The organism is Saccharopolyspora sp. NPDC050389, assembly GCF_040655595.1.
GTDB lineage: Bacteria > Actinomycetota > Actinomycetes > Mycobacteriales > Pseudonocardiaceae > Saccharopolyspora.
Map to the genome: position 1 here is coordinate 66,010 of NZ_JBFAKG010000004.1, position 25,085 is coordinate 91,094.

General features: G+C 70.5%; 25 protein-coding genes and 1 pseudogene. 16 read left to right on the top strand and 10 right to left on the bottom strand.

Features of this window, described 5'->3' with window-relative positions:
* Nucleotides 1-10 precede the first annotated feature (10 nt).
* The 3 genes from AB0I53_RS03670 to AB0I53_RS03680 form a co-directional block, all read right to left on the bottom strand.
* Entirely contained in the window at nucleotides 11-526 is a 516-nt protein-coding gene (locus tag AB0I53_RS03670; RefSeq protein ID WP_358595847.1) for a DUF4396 domain-containing protein, read from the bottom strand.
* A 439-nt stretch (nucleotides 527-965) separates the two neighbouring features.
* Nucleotides 966-2,390 carry an MFS transporter gene (locus tag AB0I53_RS03675; protein WP_358595850.1) on the bottom strand — a complete coding sequence of 475 codons (1,425 nt, stop codon included), beginning with the start codon at nucleotides 2,388-2,390 and terminating at the stop codon, nucleotides 966-968.
* The gene (locus tag AB0I53_RS03680; protein ID WP_358595853.1) at nucleotides 2,387-2,959 is read right to left on the bottom strand and encodes a helix-turn-helix domain-containing protein; all 573 of its coding nucleotides are present in this window, start codon (nucleotides 2,957-2,959) and stop codon (nucleotides 2,387-2,389) included. The genes AB0I53_RS03675 and AB0I53_RS03680 overlap by 4 nt, the downstream gene beginning before the upstream one ends.
* Before the next feature lie 42 nt (nucleotides 2,960-3,001).
* Here AB0I53_RS03680 and AB0I53_RS03685 point away from each other — a divergent pair.
* Nucleotides 3,002-3,125: pseudogene (locus AB0I53_RS03685) on the top strand (IS481 family transposase); the annotation flags it as partial.
* Between the two features lie 52 nt (nucleotides 3,126-3,177).
* Here the strand turns inward: AB0I53_RS03685 and AB0I53_RS03690 are convergent.
* Nucleotides 3,178-4,671, bottom strand: coding sequence for a UDP-N-acetylmuramoyl-L-alanyl-D-glutamate--2,6-diaminopimelate ligase (locus tag AB0I53_RS03690; protein ID WP_358595856.1), 1,494 nt, complete (start codon nucleotides 4,669-4,671; stop codon nucleotides 3,178-3,180).
* A gap of 202 nt (nucleotides 4,672-4,873) precedes the next feature.
* On the opposite strand from AB0I53_RS03690, the gene AB0I53_RS03695 reads away from it, so the two are divergent.
* The 4 genes from AB0I53_RS03695 to AB0I53_RS03710 all read left to right on the top strand — a co-directional run bounded on the left by AB0I53_RS03695 (nucleotide 4,874) and on the right by AB0I53_RS03710 (nucleotide 8,926).
* Nucleotides 4,874-5,083, top strand: coding sequence for a heavy-metal-associated domain-containing protein (locus AB0I53_RS03695; protein ID WP_358595859.1), 210 nt, complete (start codon nucleotides 4,874-4,876; stop codon nucleotides 5,081-5,083).
* Between the two features lie 50 nt (nucleotides 5,084-5,133).
* On the top strand, nucleotides 5,134-6,096 hold the full coding sequence (locus tag AB0I53_RS03700; RefSeq protein WP_358595862.1) for a hypothetical protein: 963 nt from the start codon (nucleotides 5,134-5,136) through the stop codon (nucleotides 6,094-6,096).
* 14 nt (nucleotides 6,097-6,110) lie between these two features.
* Nucleotides 6,111-8,417 carry a heavy metal translocating P-type ATPase gene (locus AB0I53_RS03705; RefSeq protein WP_358595865.1) on the top strand — a complete coding sequence of 769 codons (2,307 nt, stop codon included), beginning with the start codon at nucleotides 6,111-6,113 and terminating at the stop codon, nucleotides 8,415-8,417.
* 308 nt (nucleotides 8,418-8,725) lie between these two features.
* Entirely contained in the window at nucleotides 8,726-8,926 is a 201-nt protein-coding gene (locus AB0I53_RS03710) for a hypothetical protein (RefSeq protein WP_358595868.1), read from the top strand.
* Nucleotides 8,927-8,984: 58 nt separating this feature from the next.
* Here the strand turns inward: AB0I53_RS03710 and AB0I53_RS03715 are convergent, their stop codons facing one another.
* Nucleotides 8,985-9,791 (bottom strand): GNAT family N-acetyltransferase, encoded by an 807-nt coding sequence (locus AB0I53_RS03715; RefSeq protein WP_358595871.1) that lies wholly within the window; start codon nucleotides 9,789-9,791, stop codon nucleotides 8,985-8,987.
* Nucleotides 9,792-9,926: 135 nt separating this feature from the next.
* Nucleotides 9,927-11,258 (bottom strand): citrate:proton symporter, encoded by a 1,332-nt coding sequence (locus AB0I53_RS03720; protein WP_358595874.1) that lies wholly within the window; start codon nucleotides 11,256-11,258, stop codon nucleotides 9,927-9,929.
* Between the two features lie 163 nt (nucleotides 11,259-11,421).
* Between AB0I53_RS03720 and AB0I53_RS03725 the strand changes: the two genes are divergently transcribed.
* Together AB0I53_RS03725 and AB0I53_RS03730 are read left to right on the top strand one after the other, a co-directional pair.
* Entirely contained in the window at nucleotides 11,422-13,020 is a 1,599-nt protein-coding gene (locus tag AB0I53_RS03725; RefSeq protein ID WP_358595877.1) for a sensor histidine kinase, read from the top strand.
* Nucleotides 13,017-13,685 carry a response regulator gene (locus tag AB0I53_RS03730; RefSeq protein ID WP_358595880.1) on the top strand — a complete coding sequence of 223 codons (669 nt, stop codon included), beginning with the start codon at nucleotides 13,017-13,019 and terminating at the stop codon, nucleotides 13,683-13,685. The genes AB0I53_RS03725 and AB0I53_RS03730 overlap by 4 nt, the downstream gene beginning before the upstream one ends.
* Nucleotides 13,686-13,860: 175 nt before the next feature.
* Here AB0I53_RS03730 and AB0I53_RS03735 read toward each other — a convergent pair whose 3' ends face one another.
* Together AB0I53_RS03735 and AB0I53_RS03740 are read right to left on the bottom strand one after the other, a co-directional pair.
* Nucleotides 13,861-14,460 carry a SagB/ThcOx family dehydrogenase gene (locus AB0I53_RS03735; RefSeq protein WP_358595883.1) on the bottom strand — a complete coding sequence of 200 codons (600 nt, stop codon included), beginning with the start codon at nucleotides 14,458-14,460 and terminating at the stop codon, nucleotides 13,861-13,863.
* Nucleotides 14,461-14,494: 34 nt separating this feature from the next.
* Nucleotides 14,495-14,914, bottom strand: a complete 420-nt coding sequence (locus tag AB0I53_RS03740; RefSeq protein WP_358595886.1) for a CAP domain-containing protein — start codon at nucleotides 14,912-14,914, stop codon at nucleotides 14,495-14,497.
* Nucleotides 14,915-15,212: 298 nt separating this feature from the next.
* Between AB0I53_RS03740 and AB0I53_RS03745 the strand changes: the two genes are divergently transcribed.
* The 5 genes from AB0I53_RS03745 to AB0I53_RS03765 all read left to right on the top strand — a co-directional run bounded on the left by AB0I53_RS03745 (nucleotide 15,213) and on the right by AB0I53_RS03765 (nucleotide 18,999).
* Nucleotides 15,213-16,106, top strand: coding sequence for an ABC transporter ATP-binding protein (locus AB0I53_RS03745; RefSeq protein WP_358595889.1), 894 nt, complete (start codon nucleotides 15,213-15,215; stop codon nucleotides 16,104-16,106).
* A complete protein-coding gene (locus AB0I53_RS03750) occupies nucleotides 16,103-16,840 on the top strand; it encodes an ABC transporter permease (protein ID WP_358595892.1) in 738 nt (245 codons plus the stop codon). The genes AB0I53_RS03745 and AB0I53_RS03750 overlap by 4 nt, the downstream gene beginning before the upstream one ends.
* Complete coding sequence (locus AB0I53_RS03755) at nucleotides 16,837-17,910, top strand: sensor histidine kinase (protein WP_358595895.1); 1,074 nt, start codon at nucleotides 16,837-16,839, stop codon at nucleotides 17,908-17,910. Before AB0I53_RS03750 ends, AB0I53_RS03755 begins: the two co-directional genes overlap by 4 nt.
* A gap of 42 nt (nucleotides 17,911-17,952) precedes the next feature.
* A complete protein-coding gene (locus AB0I53_RS03760) occupies nucleotides 17,953-18,522 on the top strand; it encodes a response regulator transcription factor (protein WP_358596247.1) in 570 nt (189 codons plus the stop codon).
* Nucleotides 18,523-18,816: 294 nt separating this feature from the next.
* Entirely contained in the window at nucleotides 18,817-18,999 is a 183-nt protein-coding gene (locus AB0I53_RS03765) for a hypothetical protein (protein WP_358595898.1), read from the top strand.
* Here the strand turns inward: AB0I53_RS03765 and AB0I53_RS03770 are convergent.
* Nucleotides 18,989-19,852, bottom strand: coding sequence for a LysR family transcriptional regulator (locus tag AB0I53_RS03770; protein ID WP_358595901.1), 864 nt, complete (start codon nucleotides 19,850-19,852; stop codon nucleotides 18,989-18,991). The genes AB0I53_RS03765 and AB0I53_RS03770 overlap by 11 nt on opposite strands.
* A gap of 176 nt (nucleotides 19,853-20,028) precedes the next feature.
* Between AB0I53_RS03770 and AB0I53_RS03775 the strand changes: the two genes are divergently transcribed.
* The 4 genes from AB0I53_RS03775 (at nucleotide 20,029) to AB0I53_RS03790 (ending at nucleotide 23,924) form a co-directional block, all read left to right on the top strand.
* Nucleotides 20,029-20,259 (top strand): ferredoxin, encoded by a 231-nt coding sequence (locus AB0I53_RS03775; protein WP_358595904.1) that lies wholly within the window; start codon nucleotides 20,029-20,031, stop codon nucleotides 20,257-20,259.
* Complete coding sequence (locus AB0I53_RS03780; protein WP_358595907.1) at nucleotides 20,249-21,643, top strand: FAD-dependent oxidoreductase; 1,395 nt, start codon at nucleotides 20,249-20,251, stop codon at nucleotides 21,641-21,643. The genes AB0I53_RS03775 and AB0I53_RS03780 overlap by 11 nt, the downstream gene beginning before the upstream one ends.
* A 17-nt stretch (nucleotides 21,644-21,660) precedes the next feature.
* Nucleotides 21,661-22,893: a cytochrome P450 gene (locus tag AB0I53_RS03785; protein ID WP_358595910.1), complete on the top strand. Its 1,233-nt coding sequence runs from the start codon at nucleotides 21,661-21,663 to the stop codon at nucleotides 22,891-22,893.
* Nucleotides 22,894-23,072: 179 nt separating this feature from the next.
* The gene (locus AB0I53_RS03790; protein WP_358595913.1) at nucleotides 23,073-23,924 is read left to right on the top strand and encodes a maleylpyruvate isomerase N-terminal domain-containing protein; all 852 of its coding nucleotides are present in this window, start codon (nucleotides 23,073-23,075) and stop codon (nucleotides 23,922-23,924) included.
* A gap of 27 nt (nucleotides 23,925-23,951) precedes the next feature.
* Here the strand turns inward: AB0I53_RS03790 and AB0I53_RS03795 are convergent, their stop codons facing one another.
* Nucleotides 23,952-24,974 (bottom strand): Lrp/AsnC family transcriptional regulator, encoded by a 1,023-nt coding sequence (locus tag AB0I53_RS03795; protein ID WP_358595916.1) that lies wholly within the window; start codon nucleotides 24,972-24,974, stop codon nucleotides 23,952-23,954.
* Nucleotides 24,975-25,085: the final 111 nt, after the last annotated feature.

Below are 25,085 nucleotides of genomic sequence, written 5' to 3' on the forward strand. Positions count from 1 at the left end.
GCCGCCGCGATCAGTGGTGGTACTCGTGCACGACCGCGTGCCCCTTGCCGCGGGCGATCAGCACCCGGTTGACCGGCACCGTCAGCACGAATGCGATCGCCAGGGCGACCACCAGGGAGCCCCAGAACAGCGGGCTGGTGAGCCCCGCGTCCATCGCGCCGGGGATGACCACCATGATCAGGTTGTCCACGATCTCCATCACGGTGATGGACAGCGTGTCGGCCGCGAGCGCGACTCCGAGCGCGGCGCCGAAGGCCAGGCCCGAGCGCAGCACGGGCAGGATCGTCAGGCTGTAGCCGAACAGGAACGCCAGCACCACGGCCAGCACGATCGTCGCCACGTTCGACAGGCCCAGCGCGGTGCCGATGACCATGCCGAGCACCTCGCCGATCGCGCAGCCGGTCAGGCAGTGCAGGGTGGCCGAGATCGCGGACCGGGTCAGCGCACGTCCTTCGAGTGCTCGGTGATGAGCGTGCCCGTGATCCGCGTGCCCGTGGTGGTCGTGGGTTTCCGGGTGATCAGCCATGATGCGCATTCCCCTTGAAGATGATGCCCGGCGAGCGGCTCCCGCCCCTTGGCGAGATCTGTATACCCTACGGGGGTATAGCTTGCAACCCGGTCGGCGCGATGATCACATCCACCCGAGGCGCCACCATCCGCCTCCGGGAGATCGCGCCCCTGCCAATACCTTAGGGGGGTATACATGGCCGTCGAGGACAGCATCCCCATGCACGTTGACGCATGCCGGAGCCCGCAGTGAGCAGGAGGAGGTACGTGGCGAGGGGCGTGCCGGGCGGTCACCGGATCTGGGACGACAAGGGGCGCCGCTGGTGGGGCGACCACTACGAGCTGTGCCCGGACAACCTGCTGAACGAGCTGACCGGCGCCGCTGACCACGCGAAGATCACCGCCCTCCTCAAGCGCTACCGAGCCAGAAGCGCTAGACGCCACCTAGGTGTTGTGGGTCAGGACGTTGATGCCGTGGGAGCGGGGCGGTTGGTGCGTTGTTTGCCGGCGACGATGAGTGCGCTTGCTGCGAGTGGGGGTAGCGCCCAAAGTGCGGCAAAGATGTAGCCGTCCAGTGCGGGGAGCAGGGTTTCGGTGGGGGTTGCTGCGGCGAGGAGGAAGCCGGCGAGGGCGCTGCCCATGCTGAAGCCGATGCTGCGGACGATCTGGTTGATGGAGAGCACGCTGGCGGTTTCGGCGTGGGGCACGTCGACGAGTACGAGTTTGGGCATGACCGCGGAGACGCCTCCGACTCCGAAGCCGAGGATGGCCATTGCGGTCAGGACGGCGACGAGCGAGCCCGTGGCGGCGGCGAAGAGTGCTGCGGCGGCGATGACAGCGGCGACGGAGATCGCGTAGGTCCATCGTTGCGCGATGCGGTCGGCCAGGCCGGGCATGATCTTGCCTGCGACGAAGCCGAGAAGGGAGAACGGGATCAGGGCGGCACCTGCCGCGACGCCCGGGAGAGCGAATCCGTAGTGGGCATCTTCCGGGGTCTGCACGTAGCGGGTGAGCAGGCTGAACAGCAGGTACATGCCGATTCCGGCGATGAGCATTGCGAGGTTCGCGCGGAAGACGGGGCCCTGGCCGAGCAACCGCAGGTTGACCAGCGGCGCGGCTGCCCGGAGTTCGATGGTCACCCAAGCGGCGAGGATCACGGCGGCAGCGGCGAGGACTCCCGTCCCGGCCAACGGGTCGGCCCACAGGGCGGGCTCTGCTATGACCAGGAGGACGCCGAGCGTGCCGGCCCCGAGCAGAAGGGCCCCGATCACGTCGATCCGGGGTCGTGGTCCCGGGGCCTCGACGGGAAGTGCACGCCACGCGATGACAAGCGCGGCGGCGGACAGCACGAAGCCGAGCCAGTAGGCGGCGCGGAGCCCCGCGAGTTGGTTGAGCAGGCTGATCACGGGGTAGCCAACACCGATCCCCACGGTCGATGCGACCGACAACGCGGCGATCGTCGATGCGGACCGTTCCGGGGGCAGGTGGGTGCGGGCGACGCTCATCAGCAGCGCTACGACGGCCACGCCGAGCCCCTGCAATCCGCGTCCGATCAGCAGCGCCTCGAAAGGCAACGGGAGCACCGTCAATGCTCCGCCGAGCGTGACGAGGGCAAGGGTGGCCAGGATCGTGGCACGCCGGTAGGGCCCGCTGCCGAGCCTGCCGAGAACTGGGCCGGCGATCGCACCGGTGAACAGGGTGACCGTCAGGGTCCATTGCGCGGCGTCGAGGGACACGTGCATCCCGGTCGCGACCGCGGTGATGAGCGGTGCTCCGACGCTTCCGATCACGGCGGCCGACAGGGCCGTGCATACCAGGGCGACACCGAGACGGCGGGCCTGCTGGTCGGGGACGGCGCTGCGGTTGTTCAGCCGGGCTCTCATCGGTTCGCCTCGGTTGTGATGTGCTCGAACAACCCGGCTTGAATCCGGGTGCGAACGCCCTCAGCCCACGCCCCGTCGACATGCTCGACGTCCAGTGCGGCTCCGGCGTTCAAGAGCATTCCGAACGCGAGGAACGATTTCACCGTTACCGGCTCGAGACTCGTGCCTCCCTCAGCCGTATCCCACAGTCGGGCGAAACACGACCGCACCACGTCACGAACCTCCTGGTCGCCGCACGCGGCGAAACCCTGGAGCTGCAGCAGCAGCCCCGTGCGGTCGGCAAGCAGATCGAAGTACTGGGTACCCATCGCCGAGAGCGCCGCCAGCCCGGTCTTGCCTTCGGCTGCGCCTCGCATTCCATCGCTCAGGCGGTCGAATGCTGCGCGGACCAGCTCTAAGAACAGTGCTTTCTTCGTCCGGAACATCCGGAAGATGTACGCCTGCGTGATCCCGGCGTCCCTAGCGATCGCCTCGGTCGACGCGCCGTGCAACCCGTGCGCGGCGAACTCCTTCGCGGCGATCGCCAACACCTGAGCCCGACGCTCGGCCCCGCTCATCCGTTCAACCATGTCGATAAGTTACTACTTACTAACTACTAACTACTAACTAATGTGAGATCGACACACGCCAGCGCCCCACTGTCCACTGAAGGCCGACGGCGGCTCGTCGAACGCTGCAAGACCCGCCCGATCGCATGTCGCCGCCGAGATGGGAATCTCGCGGGCCACGGCCAACCACCCGCCTCGCTACTCCGAGCAGGCGTCACCAACGTGGTGGCCTCCTGCACCTAGGCGCCGCGGCGGCTCACGCGCGGAGCCCGGCCAGCGAGCGCGGCTTCGGCGACGGCGACGTCGTTGAAGGGAAAGCGGATTCCGTTGACGGTTTGGTAGCGCTCGTGGCCTCGCCCGGCGATCAGCACGACGTCACCGGGCTCGGCCCGCTCGACGGCCGCGACGATCGCCCGCCTGCGATCCTCCTGCACCAGGACCTCCGCGCCGCCGCGACCGATCGTGCCGGTGAGCATCTGGGCGATGATCTCCCCCGGCCGCTCGTCGTAGGGATCGTCGGCGGTGAAGATCGCGGTGTCGGCGGTCAGCGCGACGCGTCCCATGTCCGGGCGGTTGAACCGGTCCCGGTTGCCCGCGCTCCCCACGACCAGGTGGACGCGCCCGGCCGGGTGCGCCCGGCGCGCGGTGGCGATCAGCTGCGCCAGCGCGGACGGCGTGTGGGCGAAGTCGACCACCACCTGGAACGGCTGGCCGGCATCCACCCGCTGGTACCGGCCGGGCGGCGGGGCCGCGCCCATGCCGGCCGCCGCGTCCCGCCGGGACACGCCCATCAGGCGGGCCGCGGCGTAGGCGGCGGCCAGGTTCGCGGCCTGCGCGCCGCCCGCGGCGGGCGTGGTCAGCTCCACCTCGTCGCGCCCGTCCCGCACGACGACCCGCAGGCCGCCGAACGTCGAGGTCGCCGCGTCGACCCGCACGTCCGCCAGGCGGTCGCGGCCCACCGTCACCGTCGGCACCCGCGCCTGAGCCGCCAGCCGCCGGCCCCACGAATCGTCGATGTTGATCACCGCCCGGCGGCAGGAATCCGGGGTGAACAGCGCCGCCTTCGCCGCGTAGTACTGCTCCGTCGTGCCGTGGTAATCGAGGTGCTCCGGGCTGAGATTCGTGAACACCGCGACCTCGGCCGTCACCGGGTCGATGCGGTGCTGGTCGATGGCGTGCGAGGACACCTCCATCGCCGCCGCCTGGACTCCTTCCGCGCGCATCCGGCACAGGGTCCGCTGGAGCTCGGCGGCATCCGGGGTGGTCAGGGTCGCCGGGCAGCGCATCCCGGGAATCCGGGCCTCCACCGTGGACACCAGGCCGGTGCGGTAGCCGGCGGCGGCGAGCGCCGCCTCGATCAGATGCACCGTGGTGGTCTTGCCGTTCGTGCCGGTCACGGCGGCGACCGCCAGCGCATCCGCCGGATTCCCGTGCACCGCGGCGGCCACCGGCCCCACCACCGGCCGCACGGCGGGAACCCGCACCTGGGGCACCGGCACGTCGACGAACCGCCTCACCAGCAGCGCGCTGGCTCCCGCCGCCACCGCCTCATCCGCGAAGGCGTGCCCGTCCTCGTGTGCTCCGGGCACGGCGCAGAACAGCGCGCCCTGCCGCACCCACCTGCTGTCCTCGGTGACATCCAGGACGTCGGCGTCTCCGCGCAGCTCGGCCTCGGGAAGGTCCCGAGTGGCCTTCGCCAGGCTGATTCCCGCGTGCCGACAACCGCATTCCATTTCGCGTCACCATGAACTTCCCGAACCGTCGCGCCAGGTCTGCAGTGGGTACCCGACGCCACCCGGTCGCGAATCGCTGTGCACACGGGAGAAACGGAAGTGACGTGTGGGACATCCCGCGCGTTGACTACAGTACCCCCCTAGGGTATAAATAGCGCATCGGCGAGGAGCCGACGGGAAGCCAGCCGAAAGGGATGTGGACGTGATCGAGACCAACTACACCGTGACCGGCATGACCTGCGACCACTGCGTTCGGTCGGTGACCGAGGAGATCGGCCGGATCGGCGCGGTCTCGGACGTGCGGGTGGACCTGCCGACTGGCGCCGTGACCGTGCGCAGCGCCGAACCGGTGAGCGACGCGGACGTGCGCGAAGCAGTCGAGGAAGCCGGCTACGAACTGGCCGCCAGCTAACGGCGCCGAACGGATCCGCCGCCGCGCGGATCCGGCACGAAAGGTTTGAGATGAACACAGCAGCGAAGCTCGCCGCCTACGGTGCGGTGGTAGCGCTCGGCTTCGGCGGAGCGTGGATCACCGGAACCGCTGTCGGCCCGCTCACTTCCGGCACCGCGCAAGCGCACGCCGGACACCCCGGCGGTGGGAACGCCGGGGAGGCGGGCAACAACAGCGGCACCGTCGCGGGAGCCACGCAGGACAAGACTCCAGCCGGACTGACGTCGACCAGGGGCGGCTACACCCTCGCGCCCACCACGACGTTGATCGCGCCGGAGACCACCGACGAGTTCTCCTTCCGCATCACCGGCGCCGACGGACGACCGGTCACCCGGTTCGACCTCGAGCACGACAAGCGGATGCACCTGATCGTCGTCCGCCGGGACACCGCCGGATACCAGCACCTCCACCCCGAGATGACCCCGGACGGAACCTGGCACGTGCCGATGCGCCTGCCCGGCGCCGGGACCTACCGGGTGTTCGCCGACTTCACGCCGACCGGCGGCGAGGGCCAGACGCTGGGCATCGACGTGTCCGCGCCGGGCTCCTTCTCCCCCATCACCACCGGACCATCCCGGCTCGTCGAGGTCGACGGCTACCAGGTCCGCCTCGACGGCGAGCTGGTCGCCGGCCGGTCCTCGCCGGTCACGCTGACGGTGAGCAAGGACGGGCTCCCGGTCACCGACCTGCAGCCCTACCTCGCGGCCTACGGCCACCTGGTGGCGCTGCGCACCGGCGACCTCGCCTATCTGCACGTGCATCCGACCGGCTCGCCGGGCGACGGACGCACCCCGGCCGGACCGGGCATCGCCTTCGAGGCCGAAGTGCCCTCCAGCGGCACCTACCGGCTGTTCTTGGACTTCCAGCACGGCGGTACGGTCCGCACCGCGGAATTCACAGTCAACGCGCAGGAACCGGCGGACGGGCAGCACAGCCCGGCTCCCGCCGGTGACGGCCACGGCGGTCACGGGTGAACGGGAGAACTCCGATGAGCACTGAGACAAGTCCCACCGCGGAGATCGAACTGGCCATCGGCGGCATGACGTGCGCCTCCTGCGCCGCCCGCGTCGAACGGCGGCTCGGCAAGCTCGACGGCGTCACCGCAACGGTCAACTACGCCACCGAGAAGGCCAAGATCAGCTATCCCGAGGGGCTCGACCCGCAGCAGCTGGTCGAGCAGGTCGAGGCCGCCGGCTACACCGCCGAGCTGCCCCGCCCGTCCCGTGAGTCCGAAGTGGACGAGACCGAGGCCGAAGACCCGACGAAGTCCCTGCGGGACCGGCTGATCGCCTCGGCCGCGCTGTCGGTTCCGGTGATCGTGCTGGCCATGGTTCCGGCGCTGCAGTTCACCTACTGGCAGTGGATCTCGCTCACGCTCGCCGCGCCCGTCGTGGTGTGGGGCGCGTGGCCGTTCCACAAGGCCGCGTGGACGAACCTGCGCCACGGCGCGGCCACCATGGACACGCTGATCTCCATGGGCACGCTGGCCGCGTCCCTGTGGTCGCTGTACGCCCTGTTGTTCGGCACGGCCGGCGTCCCCGGCATGACCCACCCGTTCGAGCTGACCATCCAGCGCATGAGCGGCGACGGCAACATCTACCTCGAAGTCGCCGCCGGGGTCACGACGTTCATCCTCGCCGGGCGCTACTTCGAGGCCCGCTCCAAGCGCCGGGCCGGCGCCGCGCTGCGGGCGCTGCTGGAACTCGGCGCCAAGGACGTCGCGGTGCTGCGCGGCGACCAAGAGGTCCGCATCCCGACCGATCAGCTCGCCGTCGGCGACCGGTTCGTCGTCCGGCCCGGCGAGAAGATCGCCACCGACGGCGTCATCGAGGAGGGCAGTTCCGCCGTCGACGCGAGCATGCTCACCGGCGAATCCGTGCCCGTGGAGGTCGGTGCCGGCGACGCCGTCGTGGGCGCCACCGTCAACGCCGGCGGCCGGCTGGTCGTCCGCGCCACCCGCGTCGGTTCCGACACCCAGCTGGCCCAGATGGCCAAGCTCGTCGAGGACGCCCAGAACGGCAAGGCCGCCGTGCAGCGGCTGGCGGACCGGATCTCCGCGGTGTTCGTTCCCATCGTCATCGCGCTGGCGATCGGGACCCTGGGGTTCTGGCTCGGTACCGGCGCCGGTGCCGCGGCGGCGTTCACCGCTGCCGTCGCGGTGCTGATCATCGCCTGCCCGTGCGCCCTGGGCCTGGCGACCCCGACCGCGCTGCTGGTCGGCACCGGGCGCGGCGCGCAGATGGGCATCCTCATCAAGGGCCCGGAAGTGCTGGAATCGACCCGGCGCATCGACACCATCGTGCTGGACAAGACCGGCACCGTCACCAGTGGACAGATGTCGCTCGTCGCGGTGCACGCCGCCGACGGGATCGACGAGGACGTGGTGCTGCGGCTCGCCGGAGCGGCGGAAAACGCGTCGGAGCACCCGATCGCCAGGGCGATCACACGTGGCGCGACCGAGCGCGTGGGCGAACTTCCCGCCGTCGAGGAGTTCAGCAACGTCGAGGGGCTGGGCGTGCAAGCGGTCATCGACGGCCACGCCGTGCTCGTCGGGCGACCGGCGCTGCTCGAACAGTGGAGCCAGCCGCTGACCGACGAACTGGCCGCGGCGCAAGCCGACGCCGAACGGCAGGGCCGCACCGCCGTCGCCGTGTCCTGGGACGGCGCCGCCCGGGCGGTGCTGGAGGTCGCCGACACCGTCAAGCCGACCTCCGCCGAGGCCATCGCCGGGCTGCGCAAGCTCGGGCTGAAGCCGGTGCTGCTCACCGGCGACAACGAGACCGTGGCGCGCACCGTGGCGGCCGCGGTCGGCATCGACGAGGTGATCGCCGAGGTCCTGCCGCAGGACAAGGTCGACGTCGTCAAGCGCCTGCAGTCCGAGGGCCGCGTGGTGGCCATGGCCGGTGACGGCGTCAACGACGCCGCCGCGCTCGCCCAGGCCGATCTCGGCCTGGCCATGGGCACCGGCACCGATGTCGCCATCGAGGCCAGCGACCTGACCCTGGTGCGCGGCGACCTCCGCGCGGCGGTGGACGCCATCCGGCTCTCCCGCCGCACGTTCGGCACCATCAAGGGCAACCTGTTCTGGGCCTTCGCCTACAACGTCGCGGCCCTGCCGCTGGCCGCGACCGGGCTGCTCAACCCGATGATCGCCGGTGCCGCGATGGCGTTCAGCTCGGTGTTCGTGGTCGGCAACAGCCTGCGGCTGCGCCACTTCCGCAGCACCATCACCGAAGAACCGCTGCCCGGCGCGAACGAGCGCGAAACGGTTCCGGTAGCCGCTCTCCGCAGCTGACCCGGAAGCCAGGGCACACCGATGAGCGGTTCCGGCATGTCGCCGGAACCGCTCATCCGCATCCCGGCCCCAATGCCTTGGTCGATGAAGCGAACGGACTGTTCGCCTCACCTATCGAGACAAACGGTCCGTTCACCCCACACCACCAACACCCAGGCAGGTGAAGCGAACGGACTGTTCGCCTCGCCTATCGGGACGAACGGTCCGTTCACTTCAAGTGCTCGGCCCCCTACCGCACGCGGACGATCGCGGATCCTGATCCGCGGCAGCATCCGATGCTCCGGTTCTCACCCCAGGAAGGACGATCGATGCGCACCCTCATCCGTCTACAACGGACGTTCCAGCGCGGGCAGGTGCACGGGAACCTGGCCGCCGCTGTGCACCTCTGCTGCCACCGGCTCGTTCCCGCTGTCAGGGCCGGGCTCCGGCGGCGCGGAGCGTTCGGCGAAGCGGCCGTCGAGGTCACCGCCACCGCCCTGGCGGCCTGCCGGCGCACGTCGCGAAAGTGACGTGATGACGGCCGTGAGTCTTTTGGGTCGCCATGGCAGCCCAAAAGACTCACGGCCGTCAGCCGGTGATGGCGTGCTCGGTGTACTGCCCGCAGGAACTGAAGCCGAGGCGGTGGTAGATGGGTTCGCCGTCCGCTGACGCCTGCAGGACCGCGATGCGGTGGCCTTCGGCGCGGGCCGCGTGGAGCGTCGCGAGGGTCATGGCGCCGCCGTAGCCACGCCGGCGGTGGTCGGCCAGAATGCAGATGTTGTAGATCCCTGCGACTCCCGCATGGCAGAACACCTCGGCCGAGCAGACCGGACGGCCCGCCACGTAGCCGACCAGGTAGCGAGCCGGGCAGTCGGCGGCCAGCGCCTGCGGGGCCGCCTGGGCGAAGAAGCGGCGAACGGTGCCGGCGGGCGGATCCCAGTTCCCGGCGAGAACCGTCGCGTAGTCGGCGAGCTGTTCGGGCGTGGTCACCGGGCGGATCTCCAGCCGCTCCGCATGCGGCCGCGGCAGGGAATCATCCAGTTCGGCCCACATCGCCGTCTCGCTCTCGGCGACCGGCAGGCCGGCGTCCGCCAGGAGGGAGCTCAGGTCCGCCGGTGCGGAGGCCGGGCCCACCCACCAGGAGAACGGGCGGCCGGTGGCGGCCAGCGTCCGGATCGTCTCGGCGATCCGAGCCGGCGCGGCTTCCGGGGCGAAGCGGGCCGCGGCGACGATGTTGAAGGTGTCGTCGTCGAGCCCGCTGTCGGCGACGACGAGGTCGCCCGCCTCCACCACGGTCGCGCCGCTCATGCGCCGGTGCAGGTGGCACGCGTGCTCGGCCAGGTTCCGTTCCATCCGGGCCAGCAGATCGCCCACGCCGGAGACCGGGTTCGTCATCGGTTGCACGATGCTCGATCCCACCACGCACCCGGCCAACGGCGCATGTCTTTTTCGAGCACGGCACCGGCCGTGAGCCTTTTGGGTTGCCACAGCGGCCCAAAAGGTTCACGGCCGGTCATTTCCCGTGCGGGGTCAGTGGATCGCGATCAGCCCGAGGCCGAAGCCGGCGGTGATGACGACGGCGCAGACCACGAGCGCCCACTTGATCGCGAAGCGGTGGTGGTCGCCCAGGTCGACCTTCGCCAGTCCGATGAGGACGTACATCGCGGGCACCAGCGGGCTGAGCATGTGGATCGGCTGGCCGAGCAGGGAGGCGCGGGCGATCTCCATAGCGCCGATGCCGTGCTGGGCGCCCGCCTCCGCCAGGATCGGCATGACGCCGAAGTAGAAGGCGTCGTTGCTCATGAAGAACGTGAACGGCACGCTCAGCACCGCGACGATGATGCTGAAGAACGGGAACAGCGCGTCCGGCATCGCGGTCAGCAGGTAGTGCGCCATCTGCTCGATCATCCCGGTGCCCGAGAGCACGCCGGTGAACACCGCCGCCGCGAACACCATCGCGACCACCGCGACCACGCTGTCCGCGTGCGAGGCGATGCGAGCGCGCTGCTGGTCCAGCCGCGGGTAGTTGACGATCAGCGCGATCCCGCAGCCGATCATGAACAGCACCGCGATCGGCAGGACGCCGATGATGAGCGCGGTGAGCAGCGCGATCGTCAGCACGGCGTTGAACCAGAACAGCTTCGGGCGCAGCGACTCGCGGTCGGGGGCGAGGACGTCGAAGTCGGCCGAGCCGCCGTGGTAGGTGTCGGGCCCGGGCCCGCCCGCCCCGACGAGCACGGGCGCGGCGGTGCGCAGCCGGGCGCGTTCGCGCAGGCCGATGGCGTAGGCGATCACGAACACGGTGACCAGCCCGGCGGCCAGCGCGGGGATCATCGGGACGAACAGCTCCTGCGGGTCCAGCTTCAGCGCGCTGGCCGCCCGCGCCGCCGGCCCGCCCCACGGCACGACGTTGAGGATCGCGTTGGTCATGCAGGCCAGGCCGGTCATCAGCACCGGGCTGACGCCGAGCTTGCGGTAGATCGGCAGCAGCGCCGACACCGTGATCATGAACGTGGTCGTGCCGTCGCCGTCCAGCGACACCACCGCCACCAGGGCCACCGTGCCCATGATCAGCCGCAGCGGGTCGTTGCGGGTCAGCCGGACCACCGCGCGGGCGATCGGGTCGAACAGCCCCGCGTCGATCATGATTCCGAAGTAGAGGATCGCGAACAGCAGCATCGCCGCCGTCGGGGCCACCGACTTGATGCCGTCGGTGATCATGTCGCCGAGGTCCGGCGCGAAGCCACCGAGCAAGGCGAACGCCGCCGGAACCACGATCAGCGACACCATCGGGGAGAGCCGTTTGCTCATCACCAGGTAGAGGAAAACGGTAACCATGCACAAGCCGAGCAGCGCGATCAACGCTCCTCCTCCCCGCGGACCGACGGTGGTCCTCGTTACAACGGCGTTTCGTTCTGCGGAACCGTAGGTGACCCCGTTCACCTTGGGGAGAGTTGTCGACGTTGTCCGCCTATCCCGCGTTCACCGCGTTTTGCGCGTTTTGCTCGCGGGGTACAGTCGAGGGATGTCACGCCGCCCGATGCGGTTCGCGCGGCAGGCCTTGGCCCTCCAGATCGGCTTGATCGCCCTGGTCACCGTGATCGGGTTCGTCCTCGTCGCGTCCCTGCTCGACCGCAACCTCGTCGACCAGTACGGCCAGCGCGCCCTCGCCGTCGCCCACTCGGTGGCCGCCGACAGCGACCTGGGCAGCGCGGTCGCGCGCGGCGACCTGCCGCAGGTGCGCGATCAGGCCGACCGGGCGCGCTCGGCCACCGGCGCGCTGTTCGTCGTCGTCACCGACCGCAACGGCATCCGCCTGTCGCATCCGGATCCGGCCAAGATCGGCGAGCCGGTCAGCACCGATCCGCGCTGGGTGCTCACCGGCCACGAGGTCGTCGACGTGCAGCGAGGCACGCTCGGCCTCTCCGCGCGGGGCAAGGTCCCGCTGCGCACCCCGGACGGCGCGATCGTCGGACAGGTGAGCGTCGGCTTCGACGCCGAGGACATCAGCACCGCGTTCCTGCGCCTCATCGGCACCACCGCGGCGTTCACCGGCGGGGCGCTGCTGGTCGGCGTGGCCGGGGCGGCGTGGCTCACCCGCATGCTCAAACGGCGGACCCTTGGGCTCGAACCGCAGGAGCTGGCGGAGTTGGTGCGCCAGCGCGAAGCGGTGCTCTTCGGCATCCGCGAGGGCGTGCTCGCGGTCGACGCCGAAGGCCGCGTCTCGGTGTGCAACCGCGAGGCCGAGCGGCTGCTGGACACGCCCATCGAAATCGGCACCCCGGCCGGGGAACTGGCCATTCCCCAGCGGCTCCGGGATGTGCTCGCCGACCGCCGTCCGGCCGACGACCTGATCACCGTGACCGGCGACCGGATGCTGGTGGTCAACCACCGCCCCGTCGTTCGCGGCGGCACCGAGCTCGGCAGCGTGCTCACCCTTCGCGACCAGACCGATCTCGCCGCGCTCAGCCGGGAACTGGAGTCGGTGCGCAGCATGACCGACACGCTGCGCGCCCAGCGGCACGAGTTCACCAACCGGCTGCACACCCTCTCCGGGCTGCTCCAGACCGGGCGGCACCAGGAGGCCGTCGAATACGTGCAGGCGCTTTCCTCCGGGTCGGTCGCCCGGCTCGGCCCGGCGACCGAAGCGGTGCGCGATCCCTACCTGGTGGCGTTCCTGTCCGCCAAGAAGGCGGTCGCGGCGGAACGCGGCGTCGAGCTTGAGCTCGGCGAGGCGAGCTGGGTGCCGTCGGCGGTCGTCGCCCCGGTGGAGGTCATGACCGTCGTCGGGAACCTGGTCGACAACGCGATCGACGCGGCGCGGCTGGGATCGGCCCGCCCGGCCCGCGTCGAAGTGGACCTGCTCGCCGACGGCACGACGCTGCACCTGTCCGTTGTGGACACCGGCGACGGCGTGCCGGATGTGTTGCGGGAACAGATCTTCACCGAGGGCGTGTCGACGAAGGGCGCAGACGGCAACGGACTGGGGCTCGCGCTGTGCCGGCAGGCGGCGCGCAGCCTCGGCGGAGACGTGCGGCTGGCCGATACCGGTGAGGAGCGAGGGACGGTGTTCGTCGCGGAGCTGCCGGAGGTTCTCGAAACCACCCAGGAGGTGACGCTGTGATCGGAGTTGTCGTGGTGGAGGACGACTTCCGGGTCGCGCAGGTGCACGCCGAGTTCACCGAGCGGGTGTCCGGATTCCGCGTCCTGGGCACCGCGCACACCGCGGCGCAGGCGCGTGAGCTGATCGACGCGCACAGTCCGGACCTCGTGCTGCTGGACAACTACCTGCCCGACTGCGCCGGGGTCGCGCTGCTGGCCGAGCTCGACGTCGACGCGATCATGCTCACCGCCGCAACCGATCCCGCCACCGTCCGCGCCGCGCTCGCGGCTGGCGCGCTGAACTACCTCGTCAAGCCGTTCACCGCGGAGCAGCTCACCGACCGGCTCACGGCTTATGCCCGCTACCACTCGCGCCTGCCGGTGACCGGCGGAGCGGTCGACCAGGAGGAGATCGACCGGGCGGTGCGGCTGCTGCACGAAGGCGACCGGCCCGCGGCGCCGAAGGGCCAGTCCACCCTGACGTCCCAGCTCGTGCTCGACGCGCTGCGCAACGGCGGAGGCGCCCGCTCCGCGGCGGAGATCGCCGAGGAGCTGGGCATCGCCCGCGCCACCGCGCAGCGCTACCTGGCCGCGCTGGCCCAGGACGGCAGGGCGGTCATGACGCTGCGGTACGGCGCCAGCGGCCGGCCCGAGCACCAGTACGAGCCGATCGCCGCGACCAGATAGATTCGTCCTATGTAGACATTCGGCGGGCGGCGCCGGCCCGGGATACCGGCGCTGTTGTTCGGCCGCGCCGAGAAGAACGACACGGCTCCCTGACGCGACGGGGCCGTGAGTGTTTTGGGTTGCTATAGCGACCCAAAACACTCACGGCCCCGTGCCCGCAGGAACGTCTACTCGCTCAGCGCGGATGCCCCATGGCCAGCAGGGCCAGTGGTTCGTAGCCCGCGGGGCAGTGCTGTCGCAGGGCGTCGTCGTCGAAGCCGGCTACCAGCACCGCGCCGATTCCGTCCGCGGCGGCCTGCAGTGCCACGTTCTGCGCCGCGGCACCTGCTTCGAGATGCACGTAGCCGACGCCTCGCGTTCCCGGCGGCTGGTCGGCGAACCTGGCCCGGGCCGCCGCCGTGTCACCGCTGATCAGGATGAGCGCGGCGCAGGACGACAGCCAAGGCTGGTCGCCGATGCCCGCGTCGCCGATCCGGGCGCGCAGATCGCCCCGCGCGAGCGGGACCAGCCGGTGCGCGCCCGGTTCGTACCGGTAGCTCCCGGCCGGCACGTTCGTCACCTCGCCCGCCACCAGCGTCAATCCCAGGAAGAACGATCCTCCTGCGGACGGGGCCGTGCGCAGGCCTGGGCCGCTGATGCCTTGCGCGGCCCAGAGCAACCGGCTAACTGCTCGTGCGGACAGCGGCGCGCCGGAGTACTCCCGAGTGCTCCGACGCAGCCGGAGCACTTCGTCGAACGAGGGCGTGGCCGATTCGCTGGGCGGCGGCAAGATCACCGGCGGAGCGTACCGGCCGAAGCGATCGTGGTGCTCAGCTCCCGAAGTCCTGGGTCCAGTAGTCGCCGTTGGTGTCGAGTGCGACGCCGATGGTCTTGTTGGAGCAGTTCAGGATGTTGGTCTTGTGCCCGTCGGACTTCATCCAACCGGCCATGACCTCGTCGGCCGTCTGGTAGCCCTGGGCGATGTTCTCCGCGCCCGGCGACGGGTGGCCGGCGCGCGAGATGCGCTGCGTGAAGGTCACACCGTCGGGGGTGGTGTGATCGAGGTAGGTGCGCTTGGCCATGTCGGCGCTGTGCTCCTTGGCCGCCTTGACGAGCCGGGAGTCCACCTTGACGGCGCCGCAGCCGGCACCGGCTCGTTCCTTGTTGACCAGATTGACGACCTGGTCTTCCACCGACGGAGCCGCACCCGCCACGGGGGCCAAGGCGGCGGCGGTTCCGGTACTGAGCATCAGGGCGGCCACAGCGATTACGGAGCGTCGAACATTCGGGGGTTTCATGCCGTCGCAAGCTACCCCATTCGGCTGAGATCAAACCGTTACATGTGCATACGGTCACCACGCCCTGTGGCACAGAGTAATTAGTCCCCCACAGAGCGGTTCGATCAAGGCCCTCCGGGCGCTTGTTTGCGAAAGGCCGTCACGTCTCCGGCCAACAGCTCAAGAGTGGACAGGCCTGACTTTTGTCATCACCGGCCGGTGACGCCTGCTCACTACCTGGAACACCGCGGCGAGCCGAACATGATCAGCCATGGAGAACGTGTTGGAAGTCCGCGCGGCGCGCCACCGGTACGGCGGCACGCGCGCCTTGGACGGGGTCGATCTGGACGTCGGCGCCAGCGAGTGCGTCGCGCTGCTCGGGCCGAACGGCGCCGGGAAGACGACCCTGGTGAACCTGGTGACCGGCCTGCTCCACCCGCAGGACGGCGGCCGGATCCGGGTCGGTGGCGGAGATCCGAGGATCGCCGCCACCCGGAGGCACCTGGGCGTGGTGCAGCAGTCACTCGGGTTCCCGAACACGCTGAAGGTCGCCGAGCTCGTCACCGGCGCCGCCGTGCGCGGCGGTTTCCCGCGTGCCGCGGCGGGCCCGGTGATGGCCGAGCTGGACCTGACCGAGCTGGCCGGGCGCCGGGCGAGCAAGCTCTCCGGCGGGCAGCGGCAGCGGCTGCAGCTGGCCATGGCGCTGGTGACCGAACCGGCGCTGCTCGTCCTCGACGAGCCGACCACCGGCCTCGACGTGCCGGCGCGTAGGCGGTTCTGGCAAGTCCTGGCCGAGCGTCGCGCGCGCGGTACCGGCGTGCTGGTGACCACGCACCTGATCGAGGAGTCCGGCACCGTCGCCGACCGCGTGGTGGTGCTGGACCACGGGCGCATCGTGGCCGCCGACCGGCCGGAAGAGCTGATGTCCCGGCTGCCCGATCGCACGGTCACCGCGAAGACCGCGCTCGACCAGGCCCGGCTGCGCGAACTTCCCGAGGTCGTGTCGATCAGCCGCGACGGCGACCACGTCCGCCTGGGCACCCGCAGCCCGGAGGCGCTCTTGCGCGTGCTCCTCGCCGAGGATCCGAATCTGACCGACCTCCGCGTCGAGGGAGCCGGCCTGGAGGAAGCCGTGGTCGGCCTGACCGAACGGAGCGCCGCATGAACGCCAGGATCTTCGGCGTCGAGGTCGCGTACGAGCTGCGGGCCATCTTCCGGGAGCCCACCGCGCTGTTCTTCTCCATCGTGATGCCGGTCGGGTTCTTCGCCCTGTTCGTCTCGCTGTACGGGAACATTCCGGCCGGTCCGGTCCCCGCGGGAACCGGCATGCTGGCGACCTTCGGAACCTTCGCCGTGCTGTCGGTCTCGCTGACCAACCCCGGCATCACCGTCGCGGGCGACCGCGAACGCGGCTGGCTGCGGGCGAAGCGGGTGTCCGCCGTCCCGATCGGCGTGACGCTGGCAGCGAAGCTGGTCGCGGTGCTGCCCTACTCGGCCGGGGTCCTGCTGGCCATGACCGCGACCGCCGCGCTCACCGGCTCGCTGAACATCTCGGTCGTCGAGCTGCTGCGCGTCTTCGCCGTGCTGATCCTCGGCGCCCTGCCGTTCGCGCTGCTGGGTCTGGCCGTGGGTTTCCAGGCCGGGGCGAACGCCACCGCGGCGATCCTCAACGCGTTCCTGTTCCCGTCGGCGGTGCTCTCCGGCCTGTGGATGCCGCTGGAGATCCTGCCCGCGTTCTTCGGTCACATCGCGCAATTCCTGCCGACGTACCACCTGGCCCAGCTGGCGCTCGCCCAGCTGGACGGCGAAGCGGCGACCGCGCATGCGCTCGTCGTGCTCGGCGCGACCGCGGTGACCGCAGCACTCGCCGCGATGTCGTACCGTCATGCCCGATCATGAGAAGCTGCGCACGTCTCGCCCGCTGGGTCCACCTCATCTACCTGGCGAACCTCCTGTGGGGCCCAGCCTTCGACCCGAGATCGACCTGGGTGGACTGGGCGCTGGCGTTCGGCGTCATGGCCGCGGTCGTCCCGATGTACCTGCTGGCGTGGCACCGCCCGGCTCGCGCGCGCTGGTGGTGCACCGTGCCGACCGCCGTGCTCGGCGCGGCCATGACGCCGATCAACTCCGGCGCGGCGGTGCTGTTCGTCTACGCGGCGGCGTTCGCGGGCGTCTCCGAATCGCGGCGGACCGCGCTGCGCTGGTTCGTCGGCCTGTCGGTGCTGGTCAGCCTGTTCTCCGTGGTCTCCATCGTGCCGATGCCCTGGCGGCTGTACGGCCTCATCCCGTCGCTGGTGCTCCTCTGGGCCATCGGGACGATGCAGATCAACTGGGTCGAGCGGGACCGCGCCGCGGCGGAACTTCGCAGCCAGAACGCGCGCATCGAGCACCTCGCCACCCTGGCGGAGCGCGAACGCATCGCGCGCGACCTGCACGACCTGCTCGGCCATTCCCTGACGGCGATCGTGGTGCGGGCGGCGCTCACCAACGAGCTCATCGGCCGCGATCCCGAGCGGGCGCGGGGCGAAGCCGCCGAGATCGAAAGCACCGCCCGGGCGGCGCTCACCGAGATCCGCGACGCCGTCACGGGCTGGCGGCAGGCCAGCCTCGACGCCGAGCTCGAAGCGGCGCACCACGCGCTGGCGAGTCTCGGCGTCGATGTCGTCGTGCGACGGGAGAAACTGGCGATCGTGGGTTCCACCGAGCACGAACTGGCGCTGGCGCTGCGCGAGGCGGTGACCAACGTCGTCCGGCACGCCACCGCGACGACCTGCCACATCGGGCTGAAGGCCCAGGAGGGCGAGCTGCAGCTGGTGATCGCCGACGACGGGATCGGCGGCGACGCCCCGGAGGGCAACGGCCTGTCCGGCATGCGCGAGCGAATCGCCGCGCTGGGCGGCCGGGTGCAGCGCACCGGATCGGCGGGAACCACGCTCACCGTCGCGGTGCCGTTGCGGGTGGCGACCTAGGTGGGCGAGGAGATCCGGGTCGTGCTGGCGGAAGACCAGGGCATGGTCCTCGACGCGTTCGCCGCCCTGCTGGACCTGCAGCCGGACGTCAGCGTGGTGGCGACGGCGGGCAACGGCGACGAAGCGCTCGCGGCCGTCGAGCGGCACCGGCCCCACATCCTGCTCACCGACATCGAAATGCCGGGGCGAACGGGGCTCGAAGTGGCCGCGGAGCTCCACCGGGCCGGAGATCCGGTGCGGGTCCTGATCGTCACGACCTTCGCCCGCATCGGCTACCTGCGGCGCGCGATGGACAGCGGCGTCGCGGGATACGTGCTCAAGGACGCGCCGATCGCGGAACTGGTGGCGGCGCTGCGCCGCGTGCACGCCGGAGAGCGCGTCGTGGCACCGGAACTGGCGATCGCGGCGTGGGATCACGCGGATCCGCTGACCGACCGGGAACGAGAGCTCCTCCGCGAAGCGACGACCGGCGCGAGCAATGCCGAACTGGCGCGCCGCCTCAACCTCGCCGAAGGCACGGTCCGCAACTACCTGTCGACGGCGATGGCGAAACTCGGGGCTCGCAACCGAATCGAAGCGGCGAACACCGCCCGCGAACGTGGCTGGCTCTAGAGCTCGTCGCCAACCTCGTCCTGCATGCCGGTGCATGTCGCGGCGTTTCCGCAGCGGTGGCGTTTTTGCGCGAAACCGGCGTTCTCCAGGCGTGCGAGATGACGGTTTCGCGCGAAAACGCCATCCCAACCGCACGACCACCACGCGTCGTCACCGCATCCCGAACGGCCTCGACAGCTCGGTCATCGATCGATTTCACAGCTGAATCGCAGCGAATAGAAGTGTTGGACGCGATGGGTCACCGGCGGCAACACTCAAGGCGGATTCGATGGATTTCGGTTTCTGGGAGGGGAAATGGACACGTCGTCCTCCGACGTGGCCCGGCTGCTGCGGATTTTCGCCGCGCGCGCCCTGGTTCTCGCGTTCATCGCCGGCGTCACGGGCATTACGACGCTGGCGATGGTTCTCGCGCTCGTCGGGGTCGGACTCCTCCTGGCGCCGGTGGAAACCGCTCGTCGGAAGGGCGTCAGCCGGTGAGGTGTTCCAGCAGTGCCCGCGCCGCCGGGTTCGTCGGTTCCGGCAGCCGCCCGGCAAGGTAGATCGTCCTGGTGAAGTCGGTGCCTTCAATCCGGGCGAAGGGCAGCCCGGCCCGCTCGGCGACGGACTGCGGGACGATCGTGATGCCCAGCCGCGTCGCCACCAGCTCCATCAACAGCGGAACGTTGGTGGCCTCGCAAACCGGGTTGTGCCGGAGCCCGGCGTCGGCGAACCGGTGGCGAACCATCGCCTGCATCACGCTCCCGCTGAAGTCCACGAACGGTTCGTCGTCGATCTCGGCCAGCCGGACCCGTCGCCGGTTTTCGAGCCGATGTCCCGGATAGGTGACCAGGACGATGCGCTGCGTCCACTGCGCGAAGCTGGTCAGCTCGCCCGGCAGCGGCCCATCGGCGGCGAGGTAGGCCAGGTCGAGCTCGCCGTCGGCGACGGCCGCCGAGAGTTCGGGCACGGCGCCGTCGCGGACGTGGATCCGGATCCCGGGATAGCGCGACTGGAACACCCCGAGTTCGCGTGGCAGGTCGACGACCGTCAGCATCTGGATCATGCCGATGGAAACCCGGCCCCGGGACAGTCCGACGACCGCGGACACCTCACCTCGCGCCGCGACCACGTCGGCGACGAGCCGGTGGGCGACCGGGAGCAGGGCACGGCCCGCCTCGGTCAGCGCCACGCGACGGGTGGTCCGCTCGAAAAGCGGCGCGCCGAGCTCGGCTTCGAGCTTGCGGATCGAAGCGCTCAACGCCGACTGGACGATGTGGATCTTCCGGGCGGCGGCGGTGAAGCTGCCGCTGCGCACCACGGCCAGAAAGTGCTCGACCTGCCGAAATTCCATCCAGCAACCATATCGCTGAATGCAGACCGAACCAGCATCAGAACAGACTGCTCGCGGAAATGTGGTCATGCGGGGTGGTTTGCCCGCTGCCAGCATGAGATGGGCGCGGCCGCACGCATCGGTGCACTGGGGTTCTGCGGCCGATGCGCCCGCCGACGTCGAGGGGGCGAGGTCAGATGAGGATTGTCGTCGACCTGAACCGCTGCCAGGCATTCGCGCAGTGCGTGTTCCTGGCGCCGGGAGTTTTCTCGCTGCACGGCGAAGAGGCCTTGCTCTACCAGCCGCGCGTCGACGAGGCGCACCGCGACGACGTGCTGCGGGCCGCCGCAGCCTGTCCCGTCCAGGCGATCCTGGTCGACCGCCTCGACGCGGCCGGGCATCGGGGAGCGGGCGACGATGTCCGCTGACAGCCTGTTGACCGCGCTCCGCAAGGACGGCCGGATCGTGATCGTCGGCGCTTCGCTGGCCGGTCTGCGTGCCGCCGAGCAGCTGCGCGAGGAAGGTTTCACCGGCTCGCTCACCTTGATCGGGGACGAGCCCCACGAGCCCTACGACCGGCCTCCGCTTTCCAAGCAGGTGTTGCTCGGCCGGTCGCTGCCGGAAGACACCGCTCTCCCCCGTCGGCGCGCGATCGACGCGCAGTGGCGGCTCGGCGTCGCCGCCACCGGGCTCGACCGGGACGGCCGGCGGGTCCTGCTGTCCGACGGTGCCGAGGTCGAGTTCGACCGCCTGCTGATCGCCACCGGCGGGCGCTCCCGTCCGTGGCCGCACGAGACCGAGGCCGCGCTCGACGGCGTGTGCGTGGTGCGCACCAGGGAGGACACCGCCGGGCTCGCGCGCCGGCTGGCCAGGCGGCCGAATCGCGTGCTGGTCATCGGCGCCGGCTTCACCGGCTCGGAGGTCGCCTCGGCGTGCCGGGAGCGGGGACTGCAGGTCACCGTCGCCGAGCGCGGCGAAGCGCCGCTGGTCGGCGCGCTCGGCGGCGTGGTCGGCGACGTGGCCGCGCAGCTTCAGCGCGAGCACGGTGTCGACCTCCGCTGCGGCGTCATGGTGACCGCGTTGGAGGGCGACGCCGGTGGTCGCCTCAAGCGCGCGCACCTTTCCGACGGCACCGTGGTGGATGCGGAAGTGGCCGTGGTCGCGCTCGGCGCGGTGCGCAACACCGCTTGGCTGGCGGGTTCGGGCCTGGCGGCCGGTCCCCGCGGCATCGCCTGCGACGCCGGCTGCCGGGCCTTCGACGTCCACGGCATCGTCACCGACGACGTGTTCGCCGCGGGCGATGTGGCGCGCACCCCACACCCGCTGTTCGGATACCAGTTCCTCGCGCTGGAGCACTGGGGAAACGCCGTTGCGCAGGCCGAGATCGCGGCGCACAACATGATCAGCGCCGGTTCGCAGCGACGCCCGCATCTCTGGATGCCGTCGTTCTGGTCGGCTCAGTTCGGGGTGAACATCAAGTCCGTCGGGGTGCCGTCGATGGCGGACGAGCTCCTCGTGCAGCAGGGCACGCTCGAGTCGCACTGCTTCGCCGCCGCGTACGGCTACCAGGGGCGCGTCATCGCCGCGGTCGGCTTCGACCACGGGAAGTGGATGGGCTTCTACAAGCGGCTGATCGAGCAGGCCGCGCCGTTCCCGCCCGACTTCCCCGGCGTGGACCGGCGCTCGGCGGGGCTGCGGCCGGTGCCGGCCAGGTTCCCCGATCCGGCGCTGCCCACCCACAGCCCGACCGTCACCCTGACCGGTCACTCGCCCAGCGAGCGGCGCGTCGTCTTCACGCCGGCCCGCGCCTGACTTCGAGGAGCGCGTCCATGCAAACGACCAGCCCGGTGCGGCGGATCACCGACTACTCCGTCCGCGCCGACCCATACCCGGTTTACGCCGAGCTCCGCAGCACGCCGGTAGTGCGCGACGACAGCGGCATCTATCTCGTCACCACCTTCTGGGAGATTCGCGAGCTGCTGCAGGACCCGCGGATCAGCTCCGATGCCCGCAACCTCGCCCCCGGCGCCGATCCGCTGGTCGCCGCGGAGCCGGACGACGAGGGGATGCTGCCGCCCAGCTTCATCCGGCTGGACCCGCCCGAGCACGACCGGCTGCGCCGCCTGGCGATGCGCCCGTTCGGGCCCCCGCACAGCCCGCGGCGCATCCACGACATGCACGGCGAGCTCGCCGGGATCGTGACCGGATTGATCGACGGGCTCGACGGCCGGGACCGGTTCGACGTGGTCGACGACTTCGCCTATCCCTTCCCCGTCGCGGTGATCTGCCAGCTCCTGGGCGTGCTGCGGGAGGACGAGCCGCACTTCCGGAGGCTGGTCGACGTGGTGGTCGCCGGACTCACCCCCGCCGAGGACCCGGAGGCGCAGCGGCGCGCGGTGCGCCAGGGCCGCCTGGAACTCGGGCAATACCTGGCGGCGCTGATCGAGGATCACCGCCGCCACCCGGGCGACGACATGCTCTCCGCGTGGATCACCGACGAGGGGCCGGAGGGGCGGATGTCCCTGTTGGAGATGATCACCAACGCGGTCCTGCTGCTGATCGCCGGGCACGAGACCACCGTCAACCTGATCACCAACGGGATGCTCACGGTGCTGCGGCAACCGGCGGTGCTGGAGCTGCTGCGGGCCGATCCGCTGGCGGCGGCCCGCTGCGTGGAGGAGCTGCTGCGCTACGAGCCTCCGGTGCAGATGCTGCCGCAGCGCACCACGTTGACCGACGTCGAGGTCGCGGGCAGCGTCATCCCCAAGGGAGCTCCGGTGTGGCTGCTGCTGGCCTCGGGCAACCGGGATCCGGCGCGCTTCGCGGATCCGGACCGCTTCGACCCGGCTCGCGAGGACAACCAGCACCTCGGCTTCGGCTTCGGCGTGCACGCCTGCTTCGGCGCGCCGCTCGCCCGGCTGGAAACCCAGATCGCGCTGACCGAACTCGCCCGCAGGCTGCGCGACCCGCAGCTGGCCGAAGACCCGCCGCCGTACCGGCCGAGCCCGATCCTGCGCGGCCCACGCCACCTGTCGGTGACGTTCAACGGCCTGGCCGCCTGACGGGAGCTCGGTCCTGATAGGTCAACGCGAAGCCGCTTCCATTTCCGCCAGCCGCCTACACCGGCGGCCAACCGGGTGCACCGAAACCGTTGCAGTGGCGGAAAACTCTTGTCGCAATGGCTTGACCCGGCGTAGCATTCCAGCGCGCTGCGACCCGCGATCCCGCGTTGGGAGTCGGCATGGTGCCTACGTCGATCACGGCCGAACGCTGGAGATCGGTGCGCACCTCGCTCCGGGAAACCGGCGGCAGGTTCGCCGAATTGGCGTCATCCGAGCGAAATCCCCAGGGCAGCGCCATAGGAACGTGGTCTGCGGGCGAAACCGCGGCGCACGTGGCGACCGTGACATCGATGTACACCGCTCTGCTGTCGTCGCCGGAGAATTCCCACCCGTTCCCGGAAATAGCGCAGCGCGTGCGGAGCGCGGCCCTCGACGAAATCGCTGCCCTGAACGATTTCACGCTGCGGCACATGACGGAACGCGACCCGCGCGTCCTCGGCCAACGCATCCGCGATGACATCGAAGTCGTCCTCGACGCGACCGCCGACCTCGACCCAGCGGAACCCGTGGGCTGGCTCGGCGGCGCCCGGCTTCCCGTCGCGGGCTGGTGCGCCCACCTGCTGAACGAGCTGCTGATCCACGGGCACGACATCGCCGGTTCCGCCGGGACGCGGTGGGAAGTCCCGCAGCCCGATGCCGCGCTTGCCTTCGAGCTCTTCCTCGTCGCCCTGCTCAGCAACGACACCGGGAAACTGCTTTCCCACGAACCCATCCGCCGGGATCGCGTCGCCGTGGAGTTCCGCTCCCGCTACACCTCGCCGGTCGTCCTGACCGCGCACGACGGCCGGATCACCGCCACCGCTTCGGCGCGCGAAATCGACGTGCACGTGTTCTTCCAGCCGGCCGGCCTGATGCTGATCCTGTTCGGCCGGCTCGGCAAACTGCGGGCGGCGCTCACCGGCCGGGCGGTCGTCTGGGGGCGTCGGCCGTGGCTGCTGCTCGCCTTCCTGCACTCCGTCCGATTCCCCTGATGCGTCCACTTTGGACGTCAAGCCCAGTCACGCACCGGCGTCGGGCTCTCCCGACAGCGGCCCGGGCAGCGGGATGACCTCGCCCGTGCAGCGGCCGTCCGGATGCATCAGCCAGCCCACCCGCTTGCGGGTTCGCAAGATCACCGAACTGTTGATGATCCTGCCTGCGGGCAGCAGCCGTTCGAGGCTGTCCTGCATGTTCATGAGGTCGGTCATGTCGGCGGTCCACGCGTTGACCACGAGGTTCGCCGAACCCGTCACCGACATGCACAGCCGCACCCGGGAGTTCTCGCGCAGCCGGGAAACGGTCGCGGACAGCGCGCTGCTCGGCAGCCGGCACCACCAGATCACCGGCATGGGCCACCGGGTGTGCAGCTGGGCGACTTCACAGCGCAGCCTCAGCGTCCGGGAGCGCAGCAGCGCGGACAGCTGGCGGCGGACCGTGGAGGTCGGCCGGCCCAGCTGGCCGGCGAGCTCGGCCGCCGTGGCCCGGCCATCGTGCGCGAGGGCGGACACCAGCGGCGCGTAGACGTTGGATCGCAGGTAGATCGGTTCGCTGGGCCGATCCTGCTCGGCGCGTGCGGCGCGCTGGATCTCCTCGCGCTGCTCCCGGTCCAGCGCGTCCAGCTGCCACTGGCTGCCCTCGATGTGCATCCGGGCGCCGATGTGGGAGCGCAGCGACGCCACGCCGGGCAGCTTCGGCAGCTCGTCCAGCAGCAGCGCGGACAGCTTGCCGAAGGAGCCGGCGGAGACCGTCAGCATCAAGTCCCGCCCCTGGGCGGCGTGTTCGAGGTTGTGCACGCGGGGCATCCGCTCCAGCCTGCCGGCCACCTCCTCAACGGCGCCCGGAATGCAGTTCATCTCGACCAGCGCCACCATCGCGCCGCCGGAGAACACGCCGTGCACCGGATACGCGGTGATCCAGGCCAGTCCCGCCGCGCGGAGCCGGGCCCAGCGCTGCGCCAACGCCGTCGGCGACGCGCCCAGCACGGGCGCCAGCGCGGTCCAGGGCGCGCGGGGCCAGAGCTGAAGGGCGTGGATGAGCGCCAAGTCACCTTCCGAGAAGTCCTGATGCACGTTTCCCGCTCTCGATGTGCCGTGGATGAGCGCATCCAGCGAATGATCTTGTTGCTCCGCATGCGCGATCAAACTCTAGACCAG